We start from the raw sequence: 23,515 nt of genomic DNA on the forward strand, positions 1-23,515 counted from the left end.
CGCACCCGTGACGCATCGCCGTCATCGACCGCCGCGTCCCGGGGTCCGTGGCCTCCCGCCCTCTACGCTGAGGGGAGCACAGGAGCTGGAGGGAGTCGGTCGTGACGGAGTCCGAGAAGAAGGTCCGCGCCGTGGTCGCGGTGCCGTTGGCGGCGGAGCTGGGGCGCCTCATCGAGGAGCTCGAGCCGCGACTCGAGGTGGTCCAGGATGCCTCGCTCGTCCCCCCGATGCGCGGCCCCGCCGATTGGTCGGGAGACCCCGACTTCGTGCGCACGCCGGAGCAGCAGCGGGCGTTCGACGACCTCGTCGATTCCGCGGACGTGCTCTTCGGCATCCCCGATGTGGATCCGCGCGCGCTCGCGCGCACGGTCGCCGCGAATCCGCGGCTCCGGTGGGTCATGACCACGGCGGCCGGCGGTGGCAGCACCGTCCAGGCGGCGGGGCTCGATCGGGCCGACCTCGACCGCGTCGTCTTCACCACCAGCGCGGGGGTCCACGGCGGAACCCTCGCCGAGTTCGCGCTGTTCGCGGTCCTCGCGGGGGCGAAGGACCTCCCGCGGCTGCTCGCCGATCAGCGCGAGCGCTCCTGGCCCGACCGCTGGGAGATGCGGCAGCTGGACGAGATGACCGTGCTCGTCGTGGGGCTCGGCGGCATCGGCACCGAATGCGCGCGGCGCTTCCACGCCCTCGGCGCTCGCGTGTGGGGGACGAGCCGTTCAGGCCGCCCTGTCGACGGTGTCGACCGTCTCATCGCGCCCGACGACCTGGTGGACGCGGTCGGCGAGGTCGATGCGATCGTCGTCACGCTTCCGGGCACGGAGCAGACCCGGCACCTCATCGGCGAGGAGGTGCTGCGGGCGGTGAAGCCCGGGGTCATCCTCACCAACGTCGGCCGCGGCAGCGTGGTGGATGAGACGGCGCTGCGGGCGGCGCTCGACGACGGCCGGGTCGCCTTCGCCGGCCTCGACGTGTTCGAGCAGGAGCCCTTGCCGAGCACCTCTCCGCTGTGGGGGCACCCGCGGGTGCTGGTGAGCCCGCACACCGCGGCGCTCAGCTCGAAGGAGGAGGAGCGCATCGCGCGGCGCTTCGCCGAGAATGCCACCCGGCTCCTCGACGGGCGCGAGCTGCGTGCGGTGGTCGACACCGTCGAGTTCTATTGAGGCACGGAGGAGGCCGCCCATGAGCGTGCGCGTCGTCGTGATGGGGCCGAGCGGGTCCGGCAAGTCGACGGTCGGGGCGGCGCTGGCCGCACGGCTCGGGGCGCGTTTCGTGGACGGCGACGATCTGCACCCGCTCACCAACGTCGACAAGATGGCCGCGGGCGTCCCTCTCGACGACGAGGATCGGCTGCCGTGGCTGCGGCAGGTCGGGCGCACGCTCCGAGAAGAGGAGCGCATCGTCATCGCCTGCTCGGCGCTCCGGCGGCGCTACCGGGATGCGATCCGCGCGGAGGCGGGCGATGCGTTCTTCGCGGAGCTCGTGGGGGAGCGGGAGACCCTCGCCGTGCGATTGGACGGGCGGGCCGACCACTTCATGCCGTCCTCGCTCCTGGACTCCCAGCTCGAGACACTGGAACCGTTGGCGGCCGAGGAGACCGGAGTCCGTGTCGCGGCGTCGCTCCCGCTGGACCGGGAGGTGGAGGAGATCGCGGCGGCGCACGCCGCCGCGGCGGAGAGGCCCGGGGGCGCTCAGTCCTTGCGGTAGCCCGAGCGTCCGAGCGAGATCAGCGCGGCACCCGTTGCGACCGCCGCGCACACCGACATGGCGCCGATCAGCCAGAGGAGGACGTGGGAGAGGAACGCGGCGTCGAACATGGGGGTACTCCGAAATTCTGCAGAGGGGACCGGTGTCCTCAGCCTATCGGGTCATCCGGTACCATGGAGGCGTACCTCGGCGAGGGACGCTTCTGCGCGTGCGCGGACGTCCGTGATCGACGCGGCGAAGCAAGCCCGGTGGCTTTCCTCACGCGTCCGCGTTCGAGTCCACAATTCCAAGACCACCGCGCGGCGCCTTCGCTGCGTGCCCCGAAGGAGAACGTCATGTCTGAAGACACCACGGTCCACGCCGAGCTGCGCAGCAGCTTCGGCAAGGGCTTCGCCCGCCGTCTGCGCGCCGCCGGCAAGATCCCCGCGGTCATCTACGGCCACGGCACCGACCCGGTGCACGTCGCGCTGCCCGGTCACCAGGTCTCGCTGATCATCCGCCGCGCCAACGCGCTGCTCGACCTCGACATCGAGGGCACCTCGCAGCTCGCGCTCGTCAAGGACGTGCAGAAGGACCCGGTGCACCAGATCATCGAGCACATCGACCTCCTGGTCGTGAAGAAGGGCGAGAAGGTCGCCATCGACGTGCCCGTCGTCGTGACCGGCGAGCCGGCCCCCGGCACCATCGTCAACCTCGACGCGACGACCATCCAGGTCGAGGCCGAGGCGACGCACATCCCGGAGAACATCGAGGTCTCGGTCGAGGGTCTCGAGGAGGGCGCGCACATCACCGCCGCCGACGTCACCCTCCCCAAGGGCTCGACGCTGCTCACCGACGGCGAGGTCCTCGTGGTCGCCATCTCCGTCCCGGCCGCTCCGGTCGAGGACGAGGAGACCGAGGGCGAGTCCGCTGAGGGCGAGCCGGCCGAGGAGGCCGCCGCGGAGTGATCTCCGCCTGTTTCATCACGGAGGGGACGCGATCGGATCGCGTCCCCTCCGTCGTATCCTGACCGGGGCGGACGCCCCGACGAGAGAGGACGAGGAATGGCAGCGACCTGGCTCGTGGTCGGTCTCGGCAACCCGGGTCCCCGCTACGAGACGACCCGGCACAACATCGGCCAGATGGTCGTCGACGAGCTCGCGGCGCGCCGCGGCGAGAGCTTCCGGGAGCACAAGGGCGGCGCACGTGTCGTCGAGACGTGGCTGCGTCCCGGCGGCGACAAGCTCGTGCTGGCGAAGCCGAACACGTTCATGAACGTCTCGGGCACGCCGGTCGCGGCCCTCACACGGTTCTATTCCGTCCCCCTGGATCACGTGATCGTCGTGCACGATGAGCTCGACATCCCGTTCGACACGGTCAAGCTCAAGACCGGAGGAGGCCACGGCGGTCACAACGGCGTACGAGACATCGCGCGGGCGCTCACCAGCCCGGACTTCCCCCGGGTGCGCGTCGGCATCGGGCGGCCAGTGGGTCGCCAGGATCCCGCGGACTGGGTGCTGTCGCCCTTCGGAAAGGACGAGCGCGCGAACCTGCCCCTGCTCGTCGGTGACGCCGCAGACGCCGTCGAGCTCCTCGTCGGCGAGGGACTGCTGGCCGCCCAGCAGAAGCACCACGCGCCCCGCTGACGCCGGGCGCGGCGGGGCGTCAGCTGGTGAAGGTGGCGTACCCGGCCGCTCCGCCGATGGCGAAGGCGGTGAAGACGGCGACGAAGAAGATCACGGCGCCGAGCACGGCAACGATCAGCGCGGCGATGCCGGCCCCGCGTCCCTGCCGCTTCCGGATGGCGATGATTCCGAGCACGATCGCGGCGATGCCCAGTACCGTGCCGCCCCAGAACGACAGCTCGGCCCACAGCACCTGATCGCGTGCCGGAGAGAAGATGCGGAGGTCGGAGGCGGTGCTGATGCCCTGCGGGATGCGGCGGCCGATCTCGAACGCGTTCACCCCGCCGATGACCGGCATCACGACGGCGGCCAGGAGCGACAGCCCGAGCGCCAGGAAACCGAGCACCCCGGAGGGCTTCGACGCGGTCTCGGGAACCGCGTACGCACCGGACGGTGCCGCATAGCCGCCGACCGGCACCTGGTACGCGCCGGGAGGGGCGGCCGGAGGCGCCGTCTGTCCGTATCCGCCCGCGGGGCCGGCGGGTGCCGGAGCTGCCGGGTACGCGGGCGGGGGCGGCGGGACCGCTCCGGACGTCGACTGCGGCGACACCGGGGTCGCCGGGGGGACCGGCGGGACGGCGCCGGGGGGAGGAGGCAGCTGCGGATCGGTCACGATGTCATCCTAGGCGGGGTCGATGCTCAGACCCGGCGCAGCAGTCCGACGCGGTCGTACACGTCGGAGAGGGTGCGGTCGGCGACGGCGTCGGCGCGGGCGGCGTTCTCGGCGAGGATCCGGTCCAGCTCCGCCGGGTCGTCGAGGAGCTCGAGGGCGCGCGTGCGCACCGGGCCGAACTCCTCGACCACGACCTCGGCGAGGCCCTTCTTGAAGTCGCCGTAGCCGCGGCCCGCGTACTCGTCTTCGATGGCGGGGATCTGGCGTCCGGTCAGTGCCGCGTAGATCGTCAGCAGGTTGGAGACGCCGGGCTTCCCGGTGCGGTCGAAGCGCACGGATCCCTCGTTGTCGGTCACCGCCCTCATGATCTTCTTCGCGGACTTCGCCGGGTCGTCGAGCATCCACAGCACCCCGGCGTCGCTCTCCGCGGACTTCGACATCTTCGCCGTCGGGTTCTGCAGGTCGTAGATGCGCGCGGTCTCCTTCTGGATGACGGGGACCGGCACGGTGAAGGTCTCTCCGAAGCGCGAGTTGAACCGCTCAGCGAGGTCACGCGTCAGCTCGACGTGCTGCTTCTGGTCGTCGCCGACGGGCACCACGTCGGTCTGGTAGAGGAGGATGTCGGCGGCCATCAGCACCGGGTAGGTGAAGAGTCCGACGCTGGTGGCATCGGCGCCGTACCGGGCCGACTTGTCCTTGAACTGGGTCATGCGGCCGGCTTCGCCGAAGCCCGTGATGGTGCTGAGGATCCAGGCGAGCTCGGCGTGGGCGCGGACATGCGACTGCACGTACAGCGTCGACTGCGACGGCTCGATGCCCGCGGCGATGTACTGTGCGGCGGTCCGACGGGTCTTCTCGCGCAGCTCCGCGGGGTCCTGGGCGACGGTGAGGGCGTGGAGGTCAACGACGGAGAAGAAGGCGTCGTAGGAGGTCTGGAGGTCCCGCCACTGGAGGAGTGCGCCGATGTAGTTGCCGATCTGGAGGGAGTCGGCGGAGGGCTGCATTCCGGAGTAGAGACGAGGCTTGTTCACCCGTCAATCCTATGCGCCCGCGCCGCGGTGCCCGGCGCCGTCGCGTCCCCTACGCTGACGTCATGACGGACGGCATGCCTCTGAGACGCGGACAGGTGTTCCTCGACGCCCTGGGCGCGGAGGCGGAGCGCCTCCATCCGGAGATCCTCGCGCAGTACCGTGCTCCCGTCTCGGCGGGGCACGCGGAGGGGGTGTTCGCGGTCGCGGGGAGCCGGTTCGGCCGCTGGGCGGCCGTCGCGCGTCCGATCGTGGGACCGGGTCTGTTGGTGCCGACGTCGGGGCGGGACGTGCCGTTCGTGCTGCGCACGACGAGCGGGCGCGCGGCGACGGGCCGCGCGACGCTGGATTCCACGAGGGAGTTCCTCTTCCCCGGTCGGACCGCGCGGATCGTGGACCGGCTGACGGTGAGCGTGCGACCGGGGCTGGTGCGGAATCTCCTCGGTGCCCGTGGCCGCGTGGAGCTCATCGAGGAGTGCAGCGTGACGGCGGAGGGCTTCCTGCGGATGCGTACCGTCCGGGTCGCCCTGCGGCTGTTCGGGCGGCGGTTCTCTCTGCCCGGACCGCTCGGCGTGCACGTGGACCTCGTCGACGGCTGGGACGCGGAGCACCGCCGACGCACGATCGACATGAAAGCGGTCAACCCGGTGCTCGGCACCGTGCTGGAGTACCGAGGGTGGTACCGGGAGTCCCCGCCGGCGGCCTCCCAACGACCGGACGACGATCAGTAGCGGTAGTCGACGACCACCGGCGCGTGATCGCTCCAGCGCTGGTCGTAGGCCGCGGCCCGGGCGACGTGGTAGGCCTCGACACGCTCGGCGAGAGCCGGCGTCGCCAGGTGGTAGTCGATGCGCCACCCGGAGTCGTTGTCGAACGCCTTCCCGCGCATGGACCACCACGTGTACGGCCCGTCCACCTCGCCGTGGAACCGACGCCCGACGTCCACCCAGCCCAGGCCGGTGCCGACCGAGCCGTCCACACCGGTGACCGTCGTGCCCGGCTCGCCGAGGAAGCGGTCGAAGTACGCGCGCTCCCGGGGAAGGAAGCCGGCCTTGGTGCGATTGCCGCGCCAGTTCTTGATGTCGAGCTCGCGGTGACCGACGTTGAGGTCGCCCGTCACGAGAGCGAGGGCGTCGTCAGCATTCAGGGTCGCGAGTCGTGCCTCGAACGCGTCGAGGAACTTCCACTTCTCGTCCTGCTTCGGGGTGTCGGCCTCGCCGGAGTGCACGTAGGCGCTCACGACGGTCAGCGGCCGATCGCCGATGAGGAAGTCGGCTTCGATCCACCGGCCCTTGGAGTCGAAGTCCTCCGGGCCGAAGTCCACGCGTGAGGCGAGCGCGGGCATGCGGCTCGCGATCGCGACACCGGCCCTGCCCTTCGCGGTCGCCTCGTCGTGGACGAAGGTCCAGCCGGGAAGGGCGGCTTCGATGTGCTCGTCCTGACCCCGCACCTCCTGCAGGGTGAGGATGTCGATGTCGGCGGCATCCAGCCACGTGCTCATCCCGTTGCGGGCCGCCGCCCGGATCCCGTTGACATTGACCGAGGCGATACGCAGGTGAGGCATTCCTCCAGCCTAACCAGCACCGCCGACATCACGGTTCTGGCGGTGGTTGAGCTCGGAGAGCAGGCGCTGGGCGAGCGGGGAGGACGCGGGAGCAGGCGGGGGAGCGGACGCCTCCAGGCGGGCCACCTCGTCTTCGGCCTGCCGCACGGCGTGCCCCGCCGCCCAGCTGCGGTACCACGGGGCTGCGTCGCGAGCGGCGCGGGCATCGCGCAGCCGGATCCGGGCCGCGGTCAGCAGCGCGGCGTGCTCCGCGACCCGGCGCTCCGCCTCGGTCGGCATCAGCAGGGGAAGGTCGCGGTCGTGCGCGGCGACGGCGATCCAGGAGGCGGCGACCAGCATGACGACCCCGTTCACCCGGAACCACAGCAGCAGCCCGATGAAGATCGCGAAGGTCGCCAGCAGCGGATTCGTCGGCGTGTAGCTGAGCAGGAACCCCACCCCGAACTGGAGGATCGTCATCGCGGCCCCGCCGAGGAGCGCACCCGGCCAGATGGTCCCCCAGCGCAGCGACGTGCCGGTGAGGAAGCGCACCATCGCCGCGAGCGCCCCGGTCAGCAGCACGAACGACACGAGCACGGTGCCGATGCGGATGAAGACGTTGAGGGCGTCCGAACCGGCGTCCCACCCGAGGAGGGAGAGCACCCAGCGCAACACGGCGGCGCTGGCCGAGCTGAGCGCCGAGCCGACGATGAGCGAGACGCCGAAGATCAGGGCCGCGAGGAGGTCGCGTGCTTTGAGCAGCACGTAGCTGCGGCGGTCGGGCTCGAGCCCGAAGATGTCGCGCACGGCCCGCCGCGAGAACGTCACCCAGCCGATGGCGGTCCAGATGACGGTGCCGAGCGCGATGAGGCCGGTCACGCCCAGGACCCCGGCCGTGTTGGAGGCGATCTCCTGCACCTGTGCCGGCGTGAAGACGCCGCCCTCGTCGAGGATGAGGTTCGGGATGTAGCTGTTGATGATGCTGATGAGCCCGTTGACCGCGTCCTCGCTGCCGCCGAGCCAGAGACCGGTGATGGCGAAGGCGAGGTAGATCGCCGCGAAGATGGCGAACAGGGCCTGGTAGCTCACGCCCGCTGCGAGCAGGAAACCGTTGTGCTGGAGGAAGTGCCGCCAGACGCGCACCGGGAACAGACCCAGGGTGCGCTGCGTGAGCGCGGTCGCGCGCTCGACGGCGGCATCGAGGCGACCGTCGGTCGCCGAACCCGGCTGAGACACGCCCCCACCCTATCCAAGCGCTGTCCGTGCTCCCGCTCCACGCTCACCTGCACGCCTCACCCGTGCTGCCCGTGGCGTCCAGGAGGACAGGGGCACACACGAGAACAGGCGGCCCCGTCCGGGACCGCCTGTTCTCGCGTGAATGCCTGTGTCGGCGCGTCAGGGACGGCCGCGGAGGACCGCCTGCTTGACCTCGGCGATGGCCTTGGTGACCTCGATGCCGCGGGGGCAGGCCTCGGAGCAGTTGAAGGTCGTGCGGCAGCGCCAGACGCCTTCCTTGTCGTTCAGGATGTCCAGACGCACAGCGGCGTTGTCGTCGCGCGAGTCGAAGATGAAGCGGTGCGCGTTGACGATCGCCGCCGGGCCGAAGTACTGGCCGTCGGTCCAGAACACGGGGCACGACGAGGTGCAGGCCGCACAGAGGATGCACTTGGTGGTGTCGTCGAAGATCTCGCGGTCGGCGATGGTCTGCAGGCGCTCCTTGCCCTTCTCCGGCACGGAGTTGGCGACCAGGAACGGCTGCACCTCGCGGTACGACGCGAAGAACGGCTCCATGTCGACGACGAGGTCCTTCTCCAGCGGCAGACCCTTGATGGCCTCGACGTAGATGGGCTTCGAGATGTCGAGGTCCTTGATCAGCGTCTTGCAGGCCAGGCGGTTGCGGCCGTTGATGCGCATGGCGTCGGAGCCGCAGATGCCGTGGGCGCAGGAACGACGGAAGGTCAGCGACCCGTCGACCTCCCACTTGATCTTGTGAAGGGCGTCGAGCACGCGGTCGGTGGAGTAGAGCTCCACGTCGTAGTCGACCCAGTGCGGCTCGGCGTCGACCTCGGGATCGAACCGGCGGATGTTGAAGGTGACGATGAAGGACTGGATCCCGGTGTCTTCGGTCGTCTCGGCCGGCGCTTCGGCGATGGCGTTCGACATGCTCAGTACTTCCTCTCCATCGGCGGGTAGTTCAACTCGCCCTTGTCGTTCTTGGTGAAGACGACCGGCTTCCAGTCGAGCTTGATGTGGTCGCTCGGGTCGGAGGAGTGCGGGTCGCCCGTGAGGTACGCCATGGTGTGCTTCATGTAGTTCTCGTCGTCGCGCTTCGGGAAGTCGTCGCGCATGTGGCCGCCGCGGCTCTCCTCGCGGTTCTGCGCGGCGTAGACGACGACCTCGGCGATGTCGAGCAGGAAGCCCAGTTCGACGGCCTCGAGCAGGTCGGTGTTGAACCGCTGGCCCTTGTCGTCGACGTGGACGTTCTTGTAGCGCTCGCGCAGTTCGGCGATCACGCCGAGGACGTGCTGGAGGGACTCGTGGGTGCGGAACACCTGGGCGCCCTTGTCCATCTCGTCCTGCAGCGTCTTGCGGAGCACGGCGATCCGCTCGGTGCCCTGGTTGTTGCGCAGGCCCTCGAGCATGTCGGAGACGAAGGCGGCGGGGTTCTCCGGCAGCGGGACGAACTCGGCCGTCTTGACGTACTCGACCGCGTTGCGGCCAGACCGCTTGCCGAACACGTTGATGTCCAGCAGCGAGTTGGTGCCGAGACGGTTGGCGCCGTGCACGGAGACGCAGGCGCACTCGCCGGCGGCGTAGAGGCCGGGGACGACGGTGTCGTTGTCCGCGAGCACCTCGCCGTTGTTGTTCGTGGGGATGCCGCCCATGGCGTAGTGCGCGGTCGGCATCACGGGAACGGGCTCGACGACCGGGTCCACGCCCAGGTACGTGCGCGCGAACTCGGTGATGTCGGGCAGCTTGGTCTCGAGCACCTCGGCGCCCAGGTGCGTGCAGTCGAGCAGCACGTAGTCCTTGTGCGGTCCGGCACCGCGTCCTTCCGCGACCTCCTGGACCATGCAGCGCGCGACGATGTCACGGGGGGCGAGGTCCTTGATGGTCGGGGCGTAGCGCTCCATGAAGCGCTCACCCGAGGCGTTGCGCAGGATCGCGCCCTCACCGCGGGCACCCTCGGTGAGGAGGATGCCGAGCCCGGCGAGGCCGGTCGGGTGGAACTGGAAGAACTCGAGGTCTTCGAGGGGGAGGCCCTTGCGCCACACGATGCCCACGCCGTCACCCGTGAGGGTGTGCGCGTTGGAGGTGGTCTTGAAGATCTTCCCGAAGCCGCCGGTCGCGAAGATCACGGCCTTGGACTGGAAGACGTGCAGCTCGCCGGTGGCGAGGTCGTACGCCACCACACCCGCGATCTGGGTCTTCCCGGCGTCGTCCTTCACCGTGATGAGGTCGAGGACGTAGAACTCGTTGAAGAAGTTGATGCCGAGCTTGACGCAGTTCTGGAACAGCGTCTGCAGGATCATGTGGCCGGTGCGGTCGGCCGCGTAGCAGGCGCGGCGGACCGGGGTCTTGCCGTGCTCGGCCGTGTGACCGCCGAAGCGACGCTGGTCGATCTTGCCCTCGGGCGTGCGGTTGAAGGGGAGGCCCATGTTCTCGAGGTCGATGACCGCGTCGATGGCCTCCTTCGCGAGGATCTCCGCCGCGTCCTGGTCGACGAGGTAGTCGCCGCCCTTGACGGTGTCGAAGGTGTGCCACTCCCAGGAGTCCTCCTCGACGTTGGCGAGGGCCGCCGCCATGCCGCCCTGCGCGGCACCGGTGTGCGACCGCGTCGGGTAGAGCTTGGAGATCACCGCGGTCCGTGCGCCGGGGCCGGCCTCGATGGCCGCCCGCATGCCGGCGCCGCCGGCGCCCACGATGACGATGTCGAACTGGTGGTAGTGCACGCCGTCACGGACGACGGAATCCTGCGTCTGGGTAGTCACTTCTCGTTTGCCTCTTCTTCTAGCCCTGCGCCTGGCAGGTCTCCCACAGCGTGCTCGACTCGGTCACACCCAGGCACGGGTCGAACGTGAAGACGACCAGGGTGCCGAGGAGGATGAGCAGGCCAGCGGCCAAGCCGAGGGCCCAGACGAGTGCCTTGCGAGCGGTGGGGTTGGTCACGTAGTCGTTCACGATCGTGCGCATGCCGTTGGCGCCGTGGATGAGGGCGAGCCAGAGCATCAGCACGTCCCACCACTGCCAGAACGGGGTGGCGAACTTGCCGGCGATGAAGGCGAAGTCGAGGGCGTGGATGCCCTCGCCGACCATCAGGTTGACGAAGAGGTGGCCGAAGATCAGCACGACGAGCACGACGCCCGAGACGCGCATGAAGACCCAGCCCCACTTCTCCAGGTTCACGCCGCGCTGACGACGGGCGGGGGCGGCGACGGTCTGAGCGCTCATCAGTGTCCTCCTCCGAAGCCGGCGAATGCGAGCATCAGGTGGCGCGGCACGAAGCCCGCCATGATGATGCCCCACACCAGCAGCACGCCCCAGAAGAGCTGGCGCTGGTACTTGGCGCCCTTGGACCAGAAGTCGACGGCGATGATCCGCAGGCCGTTCATCGCGTGGAACACGATGCCGGCGACGAGCACGACCTCGCCGACCGCCATGACCGGGTTCTTGTATGTGCCGATGACCGCGTCGTACGCCTCCGGCGACACCCTGATCAGCGCCGTGTCGAGCACGTGCACCAACAGGAAGAAGAAGATGGCGACTCCGGTGATGCGGTGAAGCACCCACGACCACATGCCTTCGCGACCCCGGTAGAGGGTGCCGCGGGGGGTCTTGGACGTGGTTTCCGAAATCGACGGTGTCAAGCGAGCGCTTGTGGACACGGTCGTCCTCCCTGGATCGATGTGTTTCGGTCGCGTGCGCTGCTTCGTCCACATCCGGCCTGGAGGAGGGTCAGGCACGCCCGATCGGTGTCCATCCTATTCCCGTGCGAAGGCCCCGGGCGACGAAGGGGACCCTAAGTCGTGCGCGCCGGCTCAGCCGAGCTGCGCGATGCCATTCCATCCGCTCCCGACGGTCCGCGGCGCGAGGAATCCGCCGCGGCCGGTCCCGCCATAGAGCAGGAGCGCGCCGGAGGCGTTCCTGGCGAGGACGTCCTGGGTGCCGTCACCGTCGAAGTCACCGGCCCCGGCCAGGGCTGTGAAGGCGTTCCACCCGCGTCCGATCTGTCGCCCGGCGGACCAGGAGCCCGTGCCGGTGGTGGAGTAGAGCCAGAGCGTGCCGTCGCTGCGCCGGCCGATCAGGTCGCTGCGGGAGTCGCCGGTGAAGTCTCCGGCCGCGAACACCGCGGTGAAGCTCTGCCATCCCGAGCCGATGCGGGCGCCTCCCCCGGCGAGCCAGCCGCCGCGTCCGTTGCCGCGATAGAGAAGGAGCTCTCCCGCCGTCGTCCGCGCGATCACGTCGGGGAGGCGGTCGCCGTCGAAGTCCATCCCTCCGATCAGCTGCGTGAAGCGCGCCCACCCGGAGCCGATCGCGGTCGGCGTGCCGAACCCGCCACGCCCGTTGCCCGCGTAGAGCATCAGCCGGCCGTCCGCCTCGACGCGGGCGATGTCGGGAAGACGGTCGCCGGTGAAGTCGCCCAGAGAGGTGAAGGGACGGCTGCCCCAACCGGGGATGACGGTCGTCGCGGCTCCGAACCGTCCCGTCCCGGTGCCGGCATAGAGGCGGAGTTCGCCGGACGCGGTCCGCGCGAGCACGTCGGCCGATCGATCCCCGTTGAGGTCGCCGGCCCCGCCCGGAAGGGTCTTCACGGGGGAACCGACACCGAAGATCTGCACCCAGTAGGTGCGATAGCAGGAGCCGGTGGCGTAACCGACGCCCAGTCCCGTGTACCGGCGATCCAGGATGTTCGCCTTGTGGCCGGGGGAGCCCATCCAGCTCGCGACCACGGCAGCGGCGTCCGGCTGACCGGCAGCGATGTTCTCGCCGCTGGCCGTCCAGCCGAAGGCCGCGATGCGGGTGCTGCGCCAGGAGGACGAGCTGTGCGCGAACGTGCAGGAGGACGCCAGGTGCCGTGCCCACTCCGCGGCGGCAGCGTCGAGGCCCGGATCGGAGACGAGTGCGGGAAGACCGGCGGCCGTGCGTTGCGCGTTCGTCCGCGCGAACACGTCGCCCGCCGGGCCGCCGGCCGCGGACGCGGTGGCAGGCACGAGGACGATCGCGGCCAGGACGCCGGCGAGGACCGCGGCGGCGAGGCGGCGGACACGGGAGGTGAGGGGTCTGCGGGGCCGGCTCATGGGTCGACGATAGCGCCGCCGGTACGCTGGCCTGCATGAGCGAGCCGATCGAAGACTTCTACGCGGTCATCCCCGCCGGCGGCATCGGCAGTCGGCTGTGGCCGTTGTCCCGCGCGGATGCGCCGAAGTTCCTGCACGACCTCACCGGATCCGGGCATTCGCTGCTCCGGGACACATGGGATCGTCTGGAGCCGCTCGCCGGCCCCGATCGGATCGCCGTCGTCACCGGGCGTGCCCACCGGGCCGCCGTGGAGGCGGAGCTTCCCGGGATCGCCGATCTCAACGTCTTCCTGGAGTCCGAGCCGCGGGAGTCCGCCGCGGCGATCGGGCTCGCCGCAGCGGTGCTGCACCGTCGCAACCCGGACGTCATCATCGGCTCGTTCAGCGCGGACCACGTCATCCGCGGGACGCGCGTCTTCGAGTTCGCGGTGCGCGACGCGGTCGAGGTCGCCAGGGAAGGGTACATCTGCACGATCGGCATCGCCCCGACGGAGCCCGCCGTCGGCTTCGGCTACATCAAGAAGGGTCCGGAGCTCGTCGTCGAGCGCGCGCGGGAGGCGGCGCTGGTCGAGAGCTTCGTCGAGAAGCCGGACCTGGAGACCGCCAAGGCGTATCTCGCCGAGCGGACGTATCTCTGGAACGCCGGCATGTTCATCGCGAAGGCGAGCGTCCTGCTGGACGAACTCGCCGCCAACGAGCCGGCGCTGCATGCCGGCCTCCTCGAGCTCGCCGAGGCGTGGGACGACCGTGCGCTGCGCGGCCCGGCCGTCGACCGCATCTGGCCGCGGCTGAAGAAGATCGCCATCGACTACGCGGTCGCCGAGCCGGCGGCGCGCCGCGGGCGCCTGGCCGTGGTGCCGGGGCACTTCGACTGGGATGACGTGGGGGACTTCGCCTCGCTCACGAAGCTCATCACGAACGGCCGCAAGAACGACCTGGCGGTCCTCGGGCCGCGGGCGCGTGTGCTGACCGATGCCGCGAGCGGCATCCTCGTCAGCCAGACCACGCGGGTCATCAGCCTGGTCGGCGTGCAGGACATCGTGGTGGTCGACACCCCCGACGCCCTCCTCGTCACGACGGTCGAGAACGCGCAGCGGGTGAAGGGCGTGGTCGAGTCGTTGAAACTCAACGGCCAGGGCGACGTGCTCTGATGAGCACGATCTGCTGCTCATCGGCGGGGTTGGTTTCAGGTTTGTAACCATTGCCTCGGCCGCCCGGGGCCGACGTGCACGAAGGTCGAAACACTAGGTAACTTTGATCGATCCGCGATGGCCGCGGGTTCGTTGAGGGAGGCATCCGTGACCATCTCCACCACCAAGAAGCTGCTCGGCGCGACGGTCGCCGCCGGTGTCGTCTTCGCTCTTGCCGGCTGCGGTCAGGCGCCGACCGACGAGTCCAAGGGCGGCTCCGCCCCCGTCGACTCCGACTTCAAGCCCTGCCTCATCTCCGACGCCGGCGGCTGGAACGACAAGTCGTTCAACCAGTCCGCCAAGGAGGGTATGGACAGCGCCGCCGACGAGCTCGGCATCAAGCCGCTCGAGTTCGAGTCGGCGAACGACAACGACTACGCGCCGAACCTGGAGACCGCGGTCTCCGAGGGCTGCACGCTCATCGTCTCGGTCGGCTTCAAGCTGTCGGCCGCCACGGTCGAGTCCGCGCTCGCGAACCCCGAGATCGACTACGCGATCATCGACGACTGGGCCGACAACGACTTCGACGGCACCACCGACGCACCGAACATCAAGCCCCTGGTCTTCGACACCGCTCAGGCTGCCTACCTCGGCGGCTACGCCGCGGCCGCCTGGTCCGCGGAGAGCGGCGTGAACAAGGTCGGCACCTTCGGCGGCATGCAGATCCCGTCGGTCGCCGTCTTCATGGACGGCTACCAGCTCGGTGTCGAGAAGTACAACGAGGACAAGTCGGCCGACGTCGAGGTCTTCGGTTGGGACGCCGCCACCCAGAAGGGCTCCTTCACGGGCGGCTTCGACGCCAACGACACGGCCAAGCAGACCGCCCAGGGCGTGCTCGACCAGGGTGTCGACGTCATCCTCCCCGTCGGCGGCCCGGTCTACCAGAGCGCCGCAGCGGCGATCAACGACAGCGGCAAGGACACGCTGATGCTCGGTGTCGACAGCGACCTCGCCGTGGCCGACCCCAGCGTCGCCGACATCACGCTCGTCTCGATCATGAAGGCCATCGACGTGGCCGTCCGCGACGCGACGCTCGCGGCCGCCGCCGGCGAGTTCGACCCGGAGCCCTACATCGGCACGCTCGAGAACGAGGGCGTCAAGCTCTCCGGCTTCGGCGACTTCGAGGCTGACCTGCCCGAGGGCCTCATGGACGAGCTGTCCGCTCTGCAGGAGCAGATCATCTCCGGCGACATCACGGTGGAGTCCGAGAACTCTCCCACCCGCTGAGTCGGAGCCGTACCCAGCACGGGGCGAGTGGCGCAGGCTGCCACTCGCCCCGCACTGTGGGCGGCGACGATTCTCCTCGGTGACTCTTCTGGATAAGGTGCAGATATGAAGCTCGAACTTCGCGGCATCACCAAGCGATTCGGCAGCCTCGTGGCGAACGACCACATCGATCTCGTGGTCGAACCCGGTCAGATCCACGCTCTTCTCGGTGAGAACGGTGCCGGCAAGTCGACGCTGATGAACGTGCTCTACGGTCTCTACCAGGCTGACGAGGGCGAGATCCTCCTCGACGACGTCGTGCAGCACTTCCGCGGCCCCGGCGATGCGATGGCCGCCGGGATCGGGATGGTGCATCAGCACTTCATGCTCGTCCCGGTGTTCACGGTCGCCGAGAACGTCATGCTCGGGCACGAGCAGACCAAGGGCGTCGGCACGCTCGACATCGCGAAGGCGCGGGAGCACGTGCGGGCGGTCGCTGCGCGGTTCGGGTTCGACATCGATCCGGACGCCGTCGTGGGCGATCTGCCGGTCGGTGTGCAGCAGCGCGTCGAGATCATCAAGGCGCTCTCCAGTGACGCGAAGGTCCTCGTCTTCGACGAGCCGACCGCGGTGCTCACCCCGCAGGAGACCGACGAGCTGATGGCCATCATGCGCCAGCTCCGCGACGAGGGCACCGCCATCGTCTTCATCACGCACAAGCTGCGCGAGGTGCGCGAGGTCGCCGACCGCATCACGATCGTGCGCCTCGGCCGGGTGGTGGGGGAGGCCTCGCCGACGGCGACCAACGCCGAGCTGGCGTCGCTCATGGTCGGCCGTGCCGTCGAGCTCACCGTGCACAAGGAGGCTCCGCGTCTCGGCGAGGGCGGCCTGGAGGTCCGGAACCTCCGCGTGCTCACCCCGACCGGCGCCATCGTCGTCGATGACGTCGACTTCACGGTGCGCCCGGGCGAGGTCCTCGCCGTCGCGGGGGTGCAGGGCAACGGGCAGACCGAGCTCGTGGAGGCCATCGTCGGCCTCGCCGCGCGTGTCGAGGGCAGCGTCGTCCTCGACGGCGTCGAACTCGTCGGCAAGAGCGTGCGCGGCATCCTCGACGCGGGGGTCGGCTTCGTCCCGGAGGACCGCACGGAGGACGGGCTCGTCGCCGAGTTCTCGGTCGCCGAGAACCTCATCCTCGACCGCTCCGACGATCCCGCCTTCAGCCGGTTCGGCACTCTGCGCCGCGGCGCGCTCGAAGAGTTCGCGAAGGAGCGCATCGCCGAGTACGACATCCGCACGCAGGGTCCGGAGACCGCCGCGGGCACCCTCTCCGGAGGAAACCAGCAGAAGGTCGTCATCGCGCGTGAGATGAGCCGGGAGCTGCGGCTCTTCGTGGCGGCCCAGCCGACCCGCGGAGTCGACGTCGGCTCGATCGAGTTCATCCACAAGCGGATCATCGAGACGCGCGACGCGGGCATCCCGGTGATCGTCATCTCGACCGAGCTCGACGAGGTCGCCGCCCTCGCCGACCGGATCGCGGTCATGTACCGCGGCACCATCGTCGGCATCGTCCCCGGTGACACCCCCCGGGAGACACTCGGACTCATGATGGCCGGAGCGGCCGATGCGGAGGTGACCGCGTGAGCGGCGCGACACCCGGTGCAGGAGACATCACGACGGGCCTGCCCCCCGAGCAGCTGCCGCCCAGCCGGGGCCTCGCGGAGGAGGTGCCGCCGATTCCGCGCGGCAACGCCATCCTCAAGGAGATCCTGCGCGGCAGCATGGTCACGACGATCCTGGCGATCGTCCTCGCGCTGATCGTGGGCGGCGTCCTCATCGCCTTCACGAACGAGGACGTGCTGGAAGCGTCCGGCTACTTCTTCAACAAGCCGAGCGACACGTTCGCCGCGGCCTGGAACGCCGTTTACAACGGCTACGAGGCGCTGTTCCGCGGGGCGTTCTTCAACGCGCGCGGGGCCGACTTCGCCGCGCAGATCCGCCCGCTGACGAACACGCTGGGCTTCGCCGCGCCGCTGATCGCCGCGGGTCTGGGCGTCGCGCTCGCCTTCCGCGTCGGCCTGTTCAACATCGGTGCCCGCGGTCAGATGCTCGTCGGCGTCGCGGTCGCGGCCCTGCTGACGTTCAACCTCGACCTGCCGATCTGGTTCCACCTCCCCGTCACGCTGCTCGCCGGCATCGCCGGCGGTGCGCTCTGGGGCGGCATCGCCGGTCTCATCAAGGCGCGCACGGGAGCGCACGAGGTGATCCTCACGATCATGCTCAACTACATCGCGTACTACCTGCTGCTGTGGATGATCCGGACGCCCGGGCTCCTGCAGAAGCCGGGGACCAACCAGGCGCTCGGCTCGGCCACGCCGGAGAGCGCGCAGTTCCCGACCCTCCTCGGCCCGCAGTTCCCGCTGCTCGACCTCGGGTTCGTGATCGTGGTGATCGCGACGGTCTTCGTGTGGTGGCTCATCGAGCGCTCCTCGCTGGGCATGCGCATGCGCGCGGTGGGGGAGAACCCGTCCGCCGCCCGCGCCGCGGGCATCAGCGTCAAGCGCGTGTACGTCTACGCGATGCTCTTCGCGGGCGGCCTGGCCGGCCTGGCGGGTATGAACCAGCTCCAGGGCGCGGTCACCACCGGCGTCACGGAGACCATCGACGCCGGCATCGGGTTCGATGCCATCACGGTGGCGCTCCTCGGGCGCAGCCGGGCGTGGGGGACGTTCGCCGCCGGAATCCTGTTCGGCGCCCTCAAAGCCGGCTCGTTCTCGATGCAGGCGCAGGACATCCCGGTCGACATCGTGCTCGTCGTGCAGTCGCTCGTCGTGCTGTTCATCGCGGCGCCGCCGCTGCTGCGCGCGGTGTTCTTCCTCCCCAAGTCCGATGCAGAGAAGGCGGCCAAGGCGAGAGCCAAGGCCGCGAAGAAGGCGGTGACGGCATGATGTCGCTCGTGCAGACCGAAGCCGCCGACGGCACGGTGCAGCTCGCCACCGTCCGGGAGCGCCACCTGAAGGCGCCGATCAGTCTCGCGGTCGTCACCGCCCTCCTGGCGGTGCTGTTCCTCGCCGTGCCGCGCAGCGGCATCAGCACCTTCCGCCTGGGCGACCGCACCTCGGCGTTCGAGCTCCCCGACGTCGGGCTGCCCACGGCGCCGACTTTCTGGGTCGTCTTCGCCGTGCTCGTCGTCCTCACGGTCGGGGCGTTCCTCCGGGCATGGACCTACCGTGCCCCCTCGGTCTGGCTGATCGTGGCGTACGGCGTGCTCGCCGTCTTCGCGTTCCTCGTCTGGGCCGCGGCCGGCGGTCTCGTCCCCGTCACGAGCCTGCTCTTCGGTGCGGTCTCGCTGTCGGTACCCCTCGTGTTCGGCGCGCTCGGCGGCGTGATCGGCGAGCGGGCGGGCGTGGTCAACGTCGCGATCGAGGGACAGCTGCTGCTCGGAGCCTTCTCGGCGGCGCTGCTGTCGAGCATCACGGGCAATGCCTTCGTCGGCCTGATCGGTGCGATGATCGGCGGGGTACTCGTCGCGAGCGTCCTGGCGGCGTTCGCCATCAAGTACCTCGTCGAGCAGGTCATCGTCGGTGTGGTCCTCAACGTCCTCGTCACCGGCCTCACCGGCTTCCTCTACGGCGCGCTCCTCGCCCCGAACGAGGCCGAGCTGAACACTCCGGTGCGCTTCTCGCGCATCGAGATCCCACTGCTGAGCGACATCCCGATCATCGGCCCCGTGCTCTTCAACCAGACCTTCATCGTGTACCTGATGTTCATCACGGTGGCCGTCGTAGCCTGGGGTCTGTACCGCACGAAGTGGGGCCTCCGGCTGCGCGCCGTGGGCGAGCACCCGCAGGCGGCGGACACGGTCGGAATCCGGGTCAACCCGACGCGCTTCTGGAACGTGCTGCTCGCGGGCGCGATCGCCGGCATCGGCGGCGCGTACTTCACCCTCGTCTCGGTCCCGCAGTTCGGCAAGGAGATGACCGCCGGACTCGGCTTCATCGCCCTCGCCGCCGTGATCTTCGGCCGCTGGGACCCGATCCGCGCCACGCTCGCCGCCCTGCTCTTCGGATTCGCGACGAACCTGCAGAACCTGCTGTCGATCCTGAAGACGCCGATCCCCGGCGAGTTCATGCTCATGCTGCCGTACGTCGTCACACTGCTGGCGGTCGCCGGCTTCGCGGGTCAGATCCGCGGCCCGGCCGCGAGCGGCAAGCCGTACATCAAGTCGTAGACCCCGTAGGGAAGAAGGAACCATCACCATGACGGACATCGACTGGGACGAGCTGCGTCAGGTCGCCGCCGATGCCATGACCAAGGCGTACGCCCCGTACTCCCGCTACCGGGTGGGGGCGGCGGCGCTCGTGAGCGACGGGCGCATCGTCGCCGGCTGCAACGTCGAGAACGCCTCCTACGGCGTCACGCTGTGCGCCGAGTGCGCGCTCGTGGGCGACCTGCACATGTCGGGCGGCGGCCAGCTCGTCGCCTTCGTGTGCGTCAACAACGACGGCGAGACGATCATGCCGTGCGGACGGTGCCGGCAGCTGCTGTCCGAGCATGCCGTCCCCGGCATGCTGCTGGAGACGGTCTCCGGCATCCGCACGATCGACGAAGTACTGCCCGACGCGTTCGGGCCGCGGGCCCTTCGCCAGGCCCAGGGACCGGACGGAGAAGGACGATGAGTGTGGAGCCGTTCGACGCGGTCGATGTGATCCGTGCCAAGCGCGACGGGGGTGTCGTTCCCGAGCCGGCGCTGCGCTGGATGGTAGACGCCTACACCCGCGGGTACGTGTCCGACGCGCAGATGGCCTCGTTCGCGATGGCGATCTTCCAGCGTGGCATGGAGCGGGACGAGATCCGTGTGCTCACCGATGCGATGATCGCGTCCGGAGAGCGGATGAGCTTCGCGACCCTCGGCAAGAAGACCGTCGACAAGCACTCGACGGGCGGCGTCGGCGACAAGATCACGCTTCCGCTGGCTCCGCTGGTGGCCTCGTTCGGGGTGGCGGTGCCGCAGCTCAGCGGCCGCGGCCTGGGCCACACCGGTGGCACGCTCGACAAGCTGGAGTCGATCCCCGGCTGGCGCGCGGCGCTCAGCAACGAGGAGATGTTCGCCCAGATGCAGGGCGACGTCGGTGCCGTCATCTGCGCCGCCGGTTCCGGGCTCGCGCCCGCCGACGAGAAGCTGTACGCCCTGCGGGACGTGACGGGCACGGTGGAGGCCATCCCGCTGATCGCGTCCAGCATCATGTCGAAGAAGATCGCGGAGGGAACGGATGCGCTCGTCCTCGACGTGAAGTTCGGCTCCGGGGCCTTCATGCAGGACATCGATCGTGCTCGGGAGCTCGCCCGCACGATGGTCGCGCTCGGCACCGACTCCGGTGTCGCCACCACCGCGCTGCTGACGGACATGAACGTCCCGCTCGGGCGGGCGATCGGCAACGCGAACGAGGTCCGCGAGTCGGTGGAGATCCTCGCCGGCGGGGGACCAGCCGATGTCCGCGAGCTGACCGTCGCGCTCGCCAGGGAGATGCTCGCGCTGGCCGGGCAGCCCGACGCGGACGTGGAGGCGGCGCTCGACGGCGGCCGCGCGATGGACACCTGGAAGGCGATGATCCGCGCGCAGGACGGCGACCCCGATGCGGCCCTGCCGACCGCACGCGAGACGCACGTCGTCACCGCCCCCGCCGACGGCGTCGTGACCCGCATGGATGCGCTGCCCTTCGGGATCGCGGCGTGGCGCCTGGGCGCGGGCCGCGCCCGCGCCGAGGATCCCGTGATCTTCGAGGCGGGCATCGACCTGCACGCCAAGCCCGGCGACCGCGTGGCAGCGGGACAGCCGCTCTTCACGTTGTCGGCCGCCGACGAGGCGCGGTTCCCGCGGGCCATCGAGGCGCTGGAGGGTGCCTGGGAACTCGGCGACGACGCCCCCGCCGTGGGGCCGATCGTCCGGGAGCGCATCACGGCGTGAGGCGCGGGCGATAGCCTGAACGAACACCCCGCGACCGAGAGGATCCCCATGTCGATCGATGCGAACGGCGACGTCGCCATCCAGGGCGTCTCCCTGCGGAGCCTGCCGAAGGTGTCGCTGCACGACCACCTGGACGGTGCCGTGCGCCCGGCCACGATCATCGAACTCGCCGACGCGATCGGCCTCGACGTCCCCGCCTCCGACCCGGCGGCGCTCACGTCCTGGTTCGCGAAGAAGAGCGACTCGGGTTCTCTGGTGGAGTACCTGAAGACGTTCGACCTCACCACCGCCGTCATGCAGACGCGCGAGGGCCTGACCAGGGTCGCGCGGGAGTTCGTACAGGACCTCGCCGCCGACGGCGTCATCTACGGGGAGGTTCGCTGGGCGCCGGAGCAGCACCAGGGCCGCGGTCTCTCGCTGGCGGAGGCGGTCGAGGCCGTGCAGCAGGGGATCGAAGAGGGCGAGGATGCGGCGGACCGGAGCGGTCGCAGCATCCGCGTGGGCCAGCTCCTCACGGCGATGCGACACACGGATCGCGCGCAGGAGATCGCCGAGCTCGCGGTCGACTTCCGAGGGCGCGGTGCGGTCGGCTTCGACATCGCCGGCCCCGAGGACGGCTTCCTGCCGTCGAACCACCGGGCGGCCTTCGACTACCTCGCCGAGAACTTCTTCCCGGTCACCGTGCACGCGGGAGAGGCGGCGGGACTCGCGTCGATCCGTTCGGCGCTGCTCGACGGCCGTGCACTCCGGCTCGGACACGGCGTCCGCATCGCCGAGGACCTCGAGATCGTCACCCAGGAAGGCGACGAGGTGCAGGTGCGCTTCGGCGACCTCGCCCGGTGGGTCCGGGATCGCGAGATCCCTCTGGAGCTCTCGCCCTCGTCCAATCTGCAGACGGGGGCGGTCGCCGCGTGGGGCAACACCCTGGCCGACCATCCGTTCGACCTGCTGTACCAGCTCGGTTTCGCCGTGACGGTGAACGTCGACAACCGCACCATGAGCGGGACCTCGCTGACGCGGGAGCTGGCGTTGCTGGTGCAGACCTTCGAGTACGACCTCGACGACCTCGAAGCCTTCCAGTTCAACGCGGCCGCGGCTGCCTTCCTCCCCGTAGAGGAGCGTGAAGAGCTCGTGGAGATGATCGCCGAGGGATTCGACGCCTGACGTGCGCTCCGGGGGGAGAGGGCGCAGGGGGATCGCGCTGATCGTCGTGACCGGCGTCGCGCTGCTCGCCGGCGCTGCGGTCACCGGTGTGGTGCTGTGGCAGCGGGCGGCATCGGCGGAGCAGGAGAGCCGGCCGGCTCGTGCGGCCGGTTCGGCGATCCCGCGACCGCTGACCGCCGCGGAGCAGCTGGTGGCGGACGCGGACGACCCGCGGGCGTGCGCGGTCACCTTCTCCGGTGAGGGTGCGCCAGCGGAGCCGCAGCTCCAGCAGGAGGGGAGCCTCTATGCCGGCCTTCCCCTCCCGACGCAGGACGGGCGGGTCTTCGCGGGCTGGTATCCCACGGCCGCCGACGCCGCGGCCGTCGACGCCACCGCCCGCGTGAACGGTGCGGAGGTCGTGGCGTGCATCGATCATCAGGTCGAGCTGTTCGCCGCGTGGATGACACCGGAGGCGAACGCCGCCGCGGGGACGAGGGTGCCGATCCTCATGTACCACCAGTTCACCGCGAATCCCGAGGGGGAGAGCGGGTGGCTGCGCGGTAACTACGCGTACATCGGCGATTTCGACGCCCACATGGAGCACATCGCCACGACCGGCTTCTATCTTCCGACGTGGGACGAGCTCAGCGCCTTCATCGACGGCCGGCTGTACCTGCCGACGCGGTCGGTGATCATCACGGATGACGACGCGGACCAGTCCTGGTTCGACCTGGCCGCACCGGTCGTCGAGAAGCATCAGGTGCTGACGACGTCGTTCATGGTGACCGCGTACCGCACCGATCCGCCGCCGTCGCTCTGGGTGCTCCGGCGCTCGCACACGCACGACATGCACCAGGCGGGGGAGAACGGCCGGGGGCGGATGGTCAACGCGACGCCGGAGGAGATCGCCGCCGACCTCACCGTCTCGGGCGATCTGCTCGGCGCCCGTGAGGTCGTCGCCTACCCGTTCGGTCATCACGACGACACCGCGAAGGAGGGCGTCCGGCAGGCCGGCTTCGAGCTCGCACGCACCATCGAGCCGGGGGTCGTCGAGATCGGGACCGACAAGCTCGCGCTCCCGGTCGTGCGCATCGACTACGGGTTGGGCCTCGACGCCCTGGTGTCGCGCATCGGCTGAGGCCAGGTGCCAGGGGAGGATG

At 69.9% G+C, this 23,515-nt stretch carries 24 protein-coding genes; 14 read left to right on the forward strand and 10 right to left on the reverse strand.

The window, feature by feature from the left end; genetic code table 11:
• Positions 1 to 101: 101 nt before the first annotated feature.
• A complete protein-coding gene (locus KAF39_RS15170) occupies positions 102 to 1,160 on the forward strand; it encodes a D-2-hydroxyacid dehydrogenase (RefSeq protein WP_210678271.1) in 1,059 nt (352 codons plus the stop codon).
• Positions 1,161 to 1,179: 19 nt separating this feature from the next.
• Complete coding sequence (locus tag KAF39_RS15175) at positions 1,180 to 1,704, forward strand: gluconokinase (protein WP_210678273.1); 525 nt, start codon at positions 1,180 to 1,182, stop codon at positions 1,702 to 1,704.
• Here KAF39_RS15175 and KAF39_RS16195 read toward each other — a convergent pair.
• A complete protein-coding gene (locus KAF39_RS16195) occupies positions 1,689 to 1,814 on the reverse strand; it encodes a hypothetical protein (protein ID WP_282595539.1) in 126 nt (41 codons plus the stop codon). The genes KAF39_RS15175 and KAF39_RS16195 overlap by 16 nt on opposite strands.
• Before the next feature lie 225 nt (positions 1,815 to 2,039).
• On the opposite strand from KAF39_RS16195, the gene KAF39_RS15180 reads away from it, so the two are divergent.
• On the forward strand, positions 2,040 to 2,651 hold the full coding sequence (locus KAF39_RS15180; protein WP_210678275.1) for a 50S ribosomal protein L25/general stress protein Ctc: 612 nt from the start codon (positions 2,040 to 2,042) through the stop codon (positions 2,649 to 2,651).
• A 96-nt stretch (positions 2,652 to 2,747) separates the two neighbouring features.
• Positions 2,748 to 3,329: an aminoacyl-tRNA hydrolase gene (pth, locus tag KAF39_RS15185; RefSeq protein ID WP_210678277.1), complete on the forward strand. Its 582-nt coding sequence runs from the start codon at positions 2,748 to 2,750 to the stop codon at positions 3,327 to 3,329.
• A 19-nt stretch (positions 3,330 to 3,348) separates the two neighbouring features.
• Here the strand turns inward: pth and KAF39_RS15190 are convergent, their stop codons facing one another.
• Positions 3,349 to 3,981: a hypothetical protein gene (locus tag KAF39_RS15190; RefSeq protein ID WP_210678278.1), complete on the reverse strand. Its 633-nt coding sequence runs from the start codon at positions 3,979 to 3,981 to the stop codon at positions 3,349 to 3,351.
• A 26-nt stretch (positions 3,982 to 4,007) separates the two neighbouring features.
• Positions 4,008 to 5,012, reverse strand: coding sequence for a tryptophan--tRNA ligase (gene trpS / locus KAF39_RS15195; RefSeq protein ID WP_210678280.1), 1,005 nt, complete (start codon positions 5,010 to 5,012; stop codon positions 4,008 to 4,010).
• Between the two features lie 62 nt (positions 5,013 to 5,074).
• Between trpS and KAF39_RS15200 the strand changes: the two genes are divergently transcribed.
• Positions 5,075 to 5,740: a DUF4166 domain-containing protein gene (locus KAF39_RS15200; RefSeq protein ID WP_246878777.1), complete on the forward strand. Its 666-nt coding sequence runs from the start codon at positions 5,075 to 5,077 to the stop codon at positions 5,738 to 5,740.
• Here the strand turns inward: KAF39_RS15200 and KAF39_RS15205 are convergent.
• The 7 genes from KAF39_RS15205 to KAF39_RS15235 form a co-directional block, all read right to left on the reverse strand.
• A complete protein-coding gene (locus tag KAF39_RS15205; RefSeq protein ID WP_210678285.1) occupies positions 5,734 to 6,573 on the reverse strand; it encodes an exodeoxyribonuclease III in 840 nt (279 codons plus the stop codon). The genes KAF39_RS15200 and KAF39_RS15205 overlap by 7 nt on opposite strands.
• 9 nt (positions 6,574 to 6,582) lie before the next feature.
• On the reverse strand, positions 6,583 to 7,788 hold the full coding sequence (locus KAF39_RS15210; RefSeq protein ID WP_210678286.1) for a YihY/virulence factor BrkB family protein: 1,206 nt from the start codon (positions 7,786 to 7,788) through the stop codon (positions 6,583 to 6,585).
• 159 nt (positions 7,789 to 7,947) lie between these two features.
• Positions 7,948 to 8,715, reverse strand: a complete 768-nt coding sequence (locus tag KAF39_RS15215) for a succinate dehydrogenase iron-sulfur subunit (protein WP_210678288.1) — start codon at positions 8,713 to 8,715, stop codon at positions 7,948 to 7,950.
• A gap of 2 nt (positions 8,716 to 8,717) precedes the next feature.
• A complete protein-coding gene (sdhA, locus tag KAF39_RS15220; protein WP_210678290.1) occupies positions 8,718 to 10,544 on the reverse strand; it encodes a succinate dehydrogenase flavoprotein subunit in 1,827 nt (608 codons plus the stop codon).
• 19 nt (positions 10,545 to 10,563) lie between these two features.
• Positions 10,564 to 11,004: a succinate dehydrogenase hydrophobic membrane anchor subunit gene (locus KAF39_RS15225; RefSeq protein ID WP_210678292.1), complete on the reverse strand. Its 441-nt coding sequence runs from the start codon at positions 11,002 to 11,004 to the stop codon at positions 10,564 to 10,566.
• A complete protein-coding gene (gene sdhC, locus KAF39_RS15230; protein WP_149085819.1) occupies positions 11,004 to 11,438 on the reverse strand; it encodes a succinate dehydrogenase, cytochrome b556 subunit in 435 nt (144 codons plus the stop codon). Before sdhC ends, KAF39_RS15225 begins: the two co-directional genes overlap by 1 nt.
• 153 nt (positions 11,439 to 11,591) lie before the next feature.
• Entirely contained in the window at positions 11,592 to 12,851 is a 1,260-nt protein-coding gene (locus KAF39_RS15235) for an FG-GAP-like repeat-containing protein (RefSeq protein WP_210678294.1), read from the reverse strand.
• A 35-nt stretch (positions 12,852 to 12,886) separates the two neighbouring features.
• On the opposite strand from KAF39_RS15235, the gene KAF39_RS15240 reads away from it, so the two are divergent.
• From KAF39_RS15240 to KAF39_RS15280, 9 genes are all read left to right on the forward strand, one after another.
• Positions 12,887 to 14,002: a mannose-1-phosphate guanylyltransferase gene (locus KAF39_RS15240; RefSeq protein ID WP_210678296.1), complete on the forward strand. Its 1,116-nt coding sequence runs from the start codon at positions 12,887 to 12,889 to the stop codon at positions 14,000 to 14,002.
• Positions 14,003 to 14,149: 147 nt separating this feature from the next.
• Positions 14,150 to 15,268 carry a BMP family protein gene (locus KAF39_RS15245; RefSeq protein ID WP_210678298.1) on the forward strand — a complete coding sequence of 373 codons (1,119 nt, stop codon included), beginning with the start codon at positions 14,150 to 14,152 and terminating at the stop codon, positions 15,266 to 15,268.
• Positions 15,269 to 15,373: 105 nt separating this feature from the next.
• Entirely contained in the window at positions 15,374 to 16,888 is a 1,515-nt protein-coding gene (locus KAF39_RS15250; protein WP_210678300.1) for an ABC transporter ATP-binding protein, read from the forward strand.
• Positions 16,885 to 18,192, forward strand: coding sequence for an ABC transporter permease (locus KAF39_RS15255; protein ID WP_210678302.1), 1,308 nt, complete (start codon positions 16,885 to 16,887; stop codon positions 18,190 to 18,192). Before KAF39_RS15250 ends, KAF39_RS15255 begins: the two co-directional genes overlap by 4 nt.
• Positions 18,192 to 19,475, forward strand: a complete 1,284-nt coding sequence (locus tag KAF39_RS15260) for an ABC transporter permease (RefSeq protein ID WP_210678496.1) — start codon at positions 18,192 to 18,194, stop codon at positions 19,473 to 19,475. The genes KAF39_RS15255 and KAF39_RS15260 overlap by 1 nt, the downstream gene beginning before the upstream one ends.
• A 28-nt stretch (positions 19,476 to 19,503) precedes the next feature.
• On the forward strand, positions 19,504 to 19,923 hold the full coding sequence (locus KAF39_RS15265) for a cytidine deaminase (protein WP_210678304.1): 420 nt from the start codon (positions 19,504 to 19,506) through the stop codon (positions 19,921 to 19,923).
• Positions 19,920 to 21,212: a thymidine phosphorylase gene (locus tag KAF39_RS15270; RefSeq protein ID WP_210678306.1), complete on the forward strand. Its 1,293-nt coding sequence runs from the start codon at positions 19,920 to 19,922 to the stop codon at positions 21,210 to 21,212. The genes KAF39_RS15265 and KAF39_RS15270 overlap by 4 nt, the downstream gene beginning before the upstream one ends.
• Before the next feature lie 48 nt (positions 21,213 to 21,260).
• A complete protein-coding gene (locus tag KAF39_RS15275; protein WP_210678308.1) occupies positions 21,261 to 22,376 on the forward strand; it encodes an adenosine deaminase in 1,116 nt (371 codons plus the stop codon).
• A 46-nt stretch (positions 22,377 to 22,422) separates the two neighbouring features.
• Positions 22,423 to 23,493 carry a polysaccharide deacetylase family protein gene (locus KAF39_RS15280; RefSeq protein ID WP_307805229.1) on the forward strand — a complete coding sequence of 357 codons (1,071 nt, stop codon included), beginning with the start codon at positions 22,423 to 22,425 and terminating at the stop codon, positions 23,491 to 23,493.
• The last annotated feature ends 22 nt before the right edge of the window (positions 23,494 to 23,515 follow it).

It is taken from the genome of Microbacterium sp. BLY, from assembly GCF_017939615.1.
Taxonomy (GTDB): Bacteria; Actinomycetota; Actinomycetes; order Actinomycetales; family Microbacteriaceae; genus Microbacterium.

Excerpts from the sequence above, each read along its gene's own strand:
- KAF39_RS15175 (WP_210678273.1), top strand. The coding sequence starts at position 1,180 with ATGAGCGTGCGCGTCGTCGTGATGGGGCCGAGCGGGTCCGGCAAGTCG.
- KAF39_RS15275 (WP_210678308.1), top strand. The coding sequence starts at position 21,261 with ATGTCGATCGATGCGAACGGCGACGTCGCCATCCAGGGCGTCTCCCTG.
- KAF39_RS15240 (WP_210678296.1), top strand. The coding sequence starts at position 12,887 with ATGAGCGAGCCGATCGAAGACTTCTACGCGGTCATCCCCGCCGGCGGC.
- pth (WP_210678277.1), top strand. The coding sequence starts at position 2,748 with ATGGCAGCGACCTGGCTCGTGGTCGGTCTCGGCAACCCGGGTCCCCGC.
- KAF39_RS15225 (WP_210678292.1), bottom strand. The coding sequence starts at position 11,004 with ATGAGCGCTCAGACCGTCGCCGCCCCCGCCCGTCGTCAGCGCGGCGTG.
- KAF39_RS15265 (WP_210678304.1), top strand. The coding sequence starts at position 19,504 with ATGACGGACATCGACTGGGACGAGCTGCGTCAGGTCGCCGCCGATGCC.
- KAF39_RS15260 (WP_210678496.1), top strand. The coding sequence starts at position 18,192 with ATGTCGCTCGTGCAGACCGAAGCCGCCGACGGCACGGTGCAGCTCGCC.
- KAF39_RS15200 (WP_246878777.1), top strand. The coding sequence starts at position 5,075 with ATGACGGACGGCATGCCTCTGAGACGCGGACAGGTGTTCCTCGACGCC.
- KAF39_RS15180 (WP_210678275.1), top strand. The coding sequence starts at position 2,040 with ATGTCTGAAGACACCACGGTCCACGCCGAGCTGCGCAGCAGCTTCGGC.
- KAF39_RS15235 (WP_210678294.1), bottom strand. The coding sequence starts at position 12,851 with ATGAGCCGGCCCCGCAGACCCCTCACCTCCCGTGTCCGCCGCCTCGCC.
- KAF39_RS15250 (WP_210678300.1), top strand. The coding sequence starts at position 15,374 with ATGAAGCTCGAACTTCGCGGCATCACCAAGCGATTCGGCAGCCTCGTG.
- KAF39_RS16195 (WP_282595539.1), bottom strand. The coding sequence starts at position 1,814 with ATGTTCGACGCCGCGTTCCTCTCCCACGTCCTCCTCTGGCTGATCGGC.
- KAF39_RS15205 (WP_210678285.1), bottom strand. The coding sequence starts at position 6,573 with ATGCCTCACCTGCGTATCGCCTCGGTCAATGTCAACGGGATCCGGGCG.
- KAF39_RS15215 (WP_210678288.1), bottom strand. The coding sequence starts at position 8,715 with ATGTCGAACGCCATCGCCGAAGCGCCGGCCGAGACGACCGAAGACACC.
- KAF39_RS15270 (WP_210678306.1), top strand. The coding sequence starts at position 19,920 with ATGAGTGTGGAGCCGTTCGACGCGGTCGATGTGATCCGTGCCAAGCGC.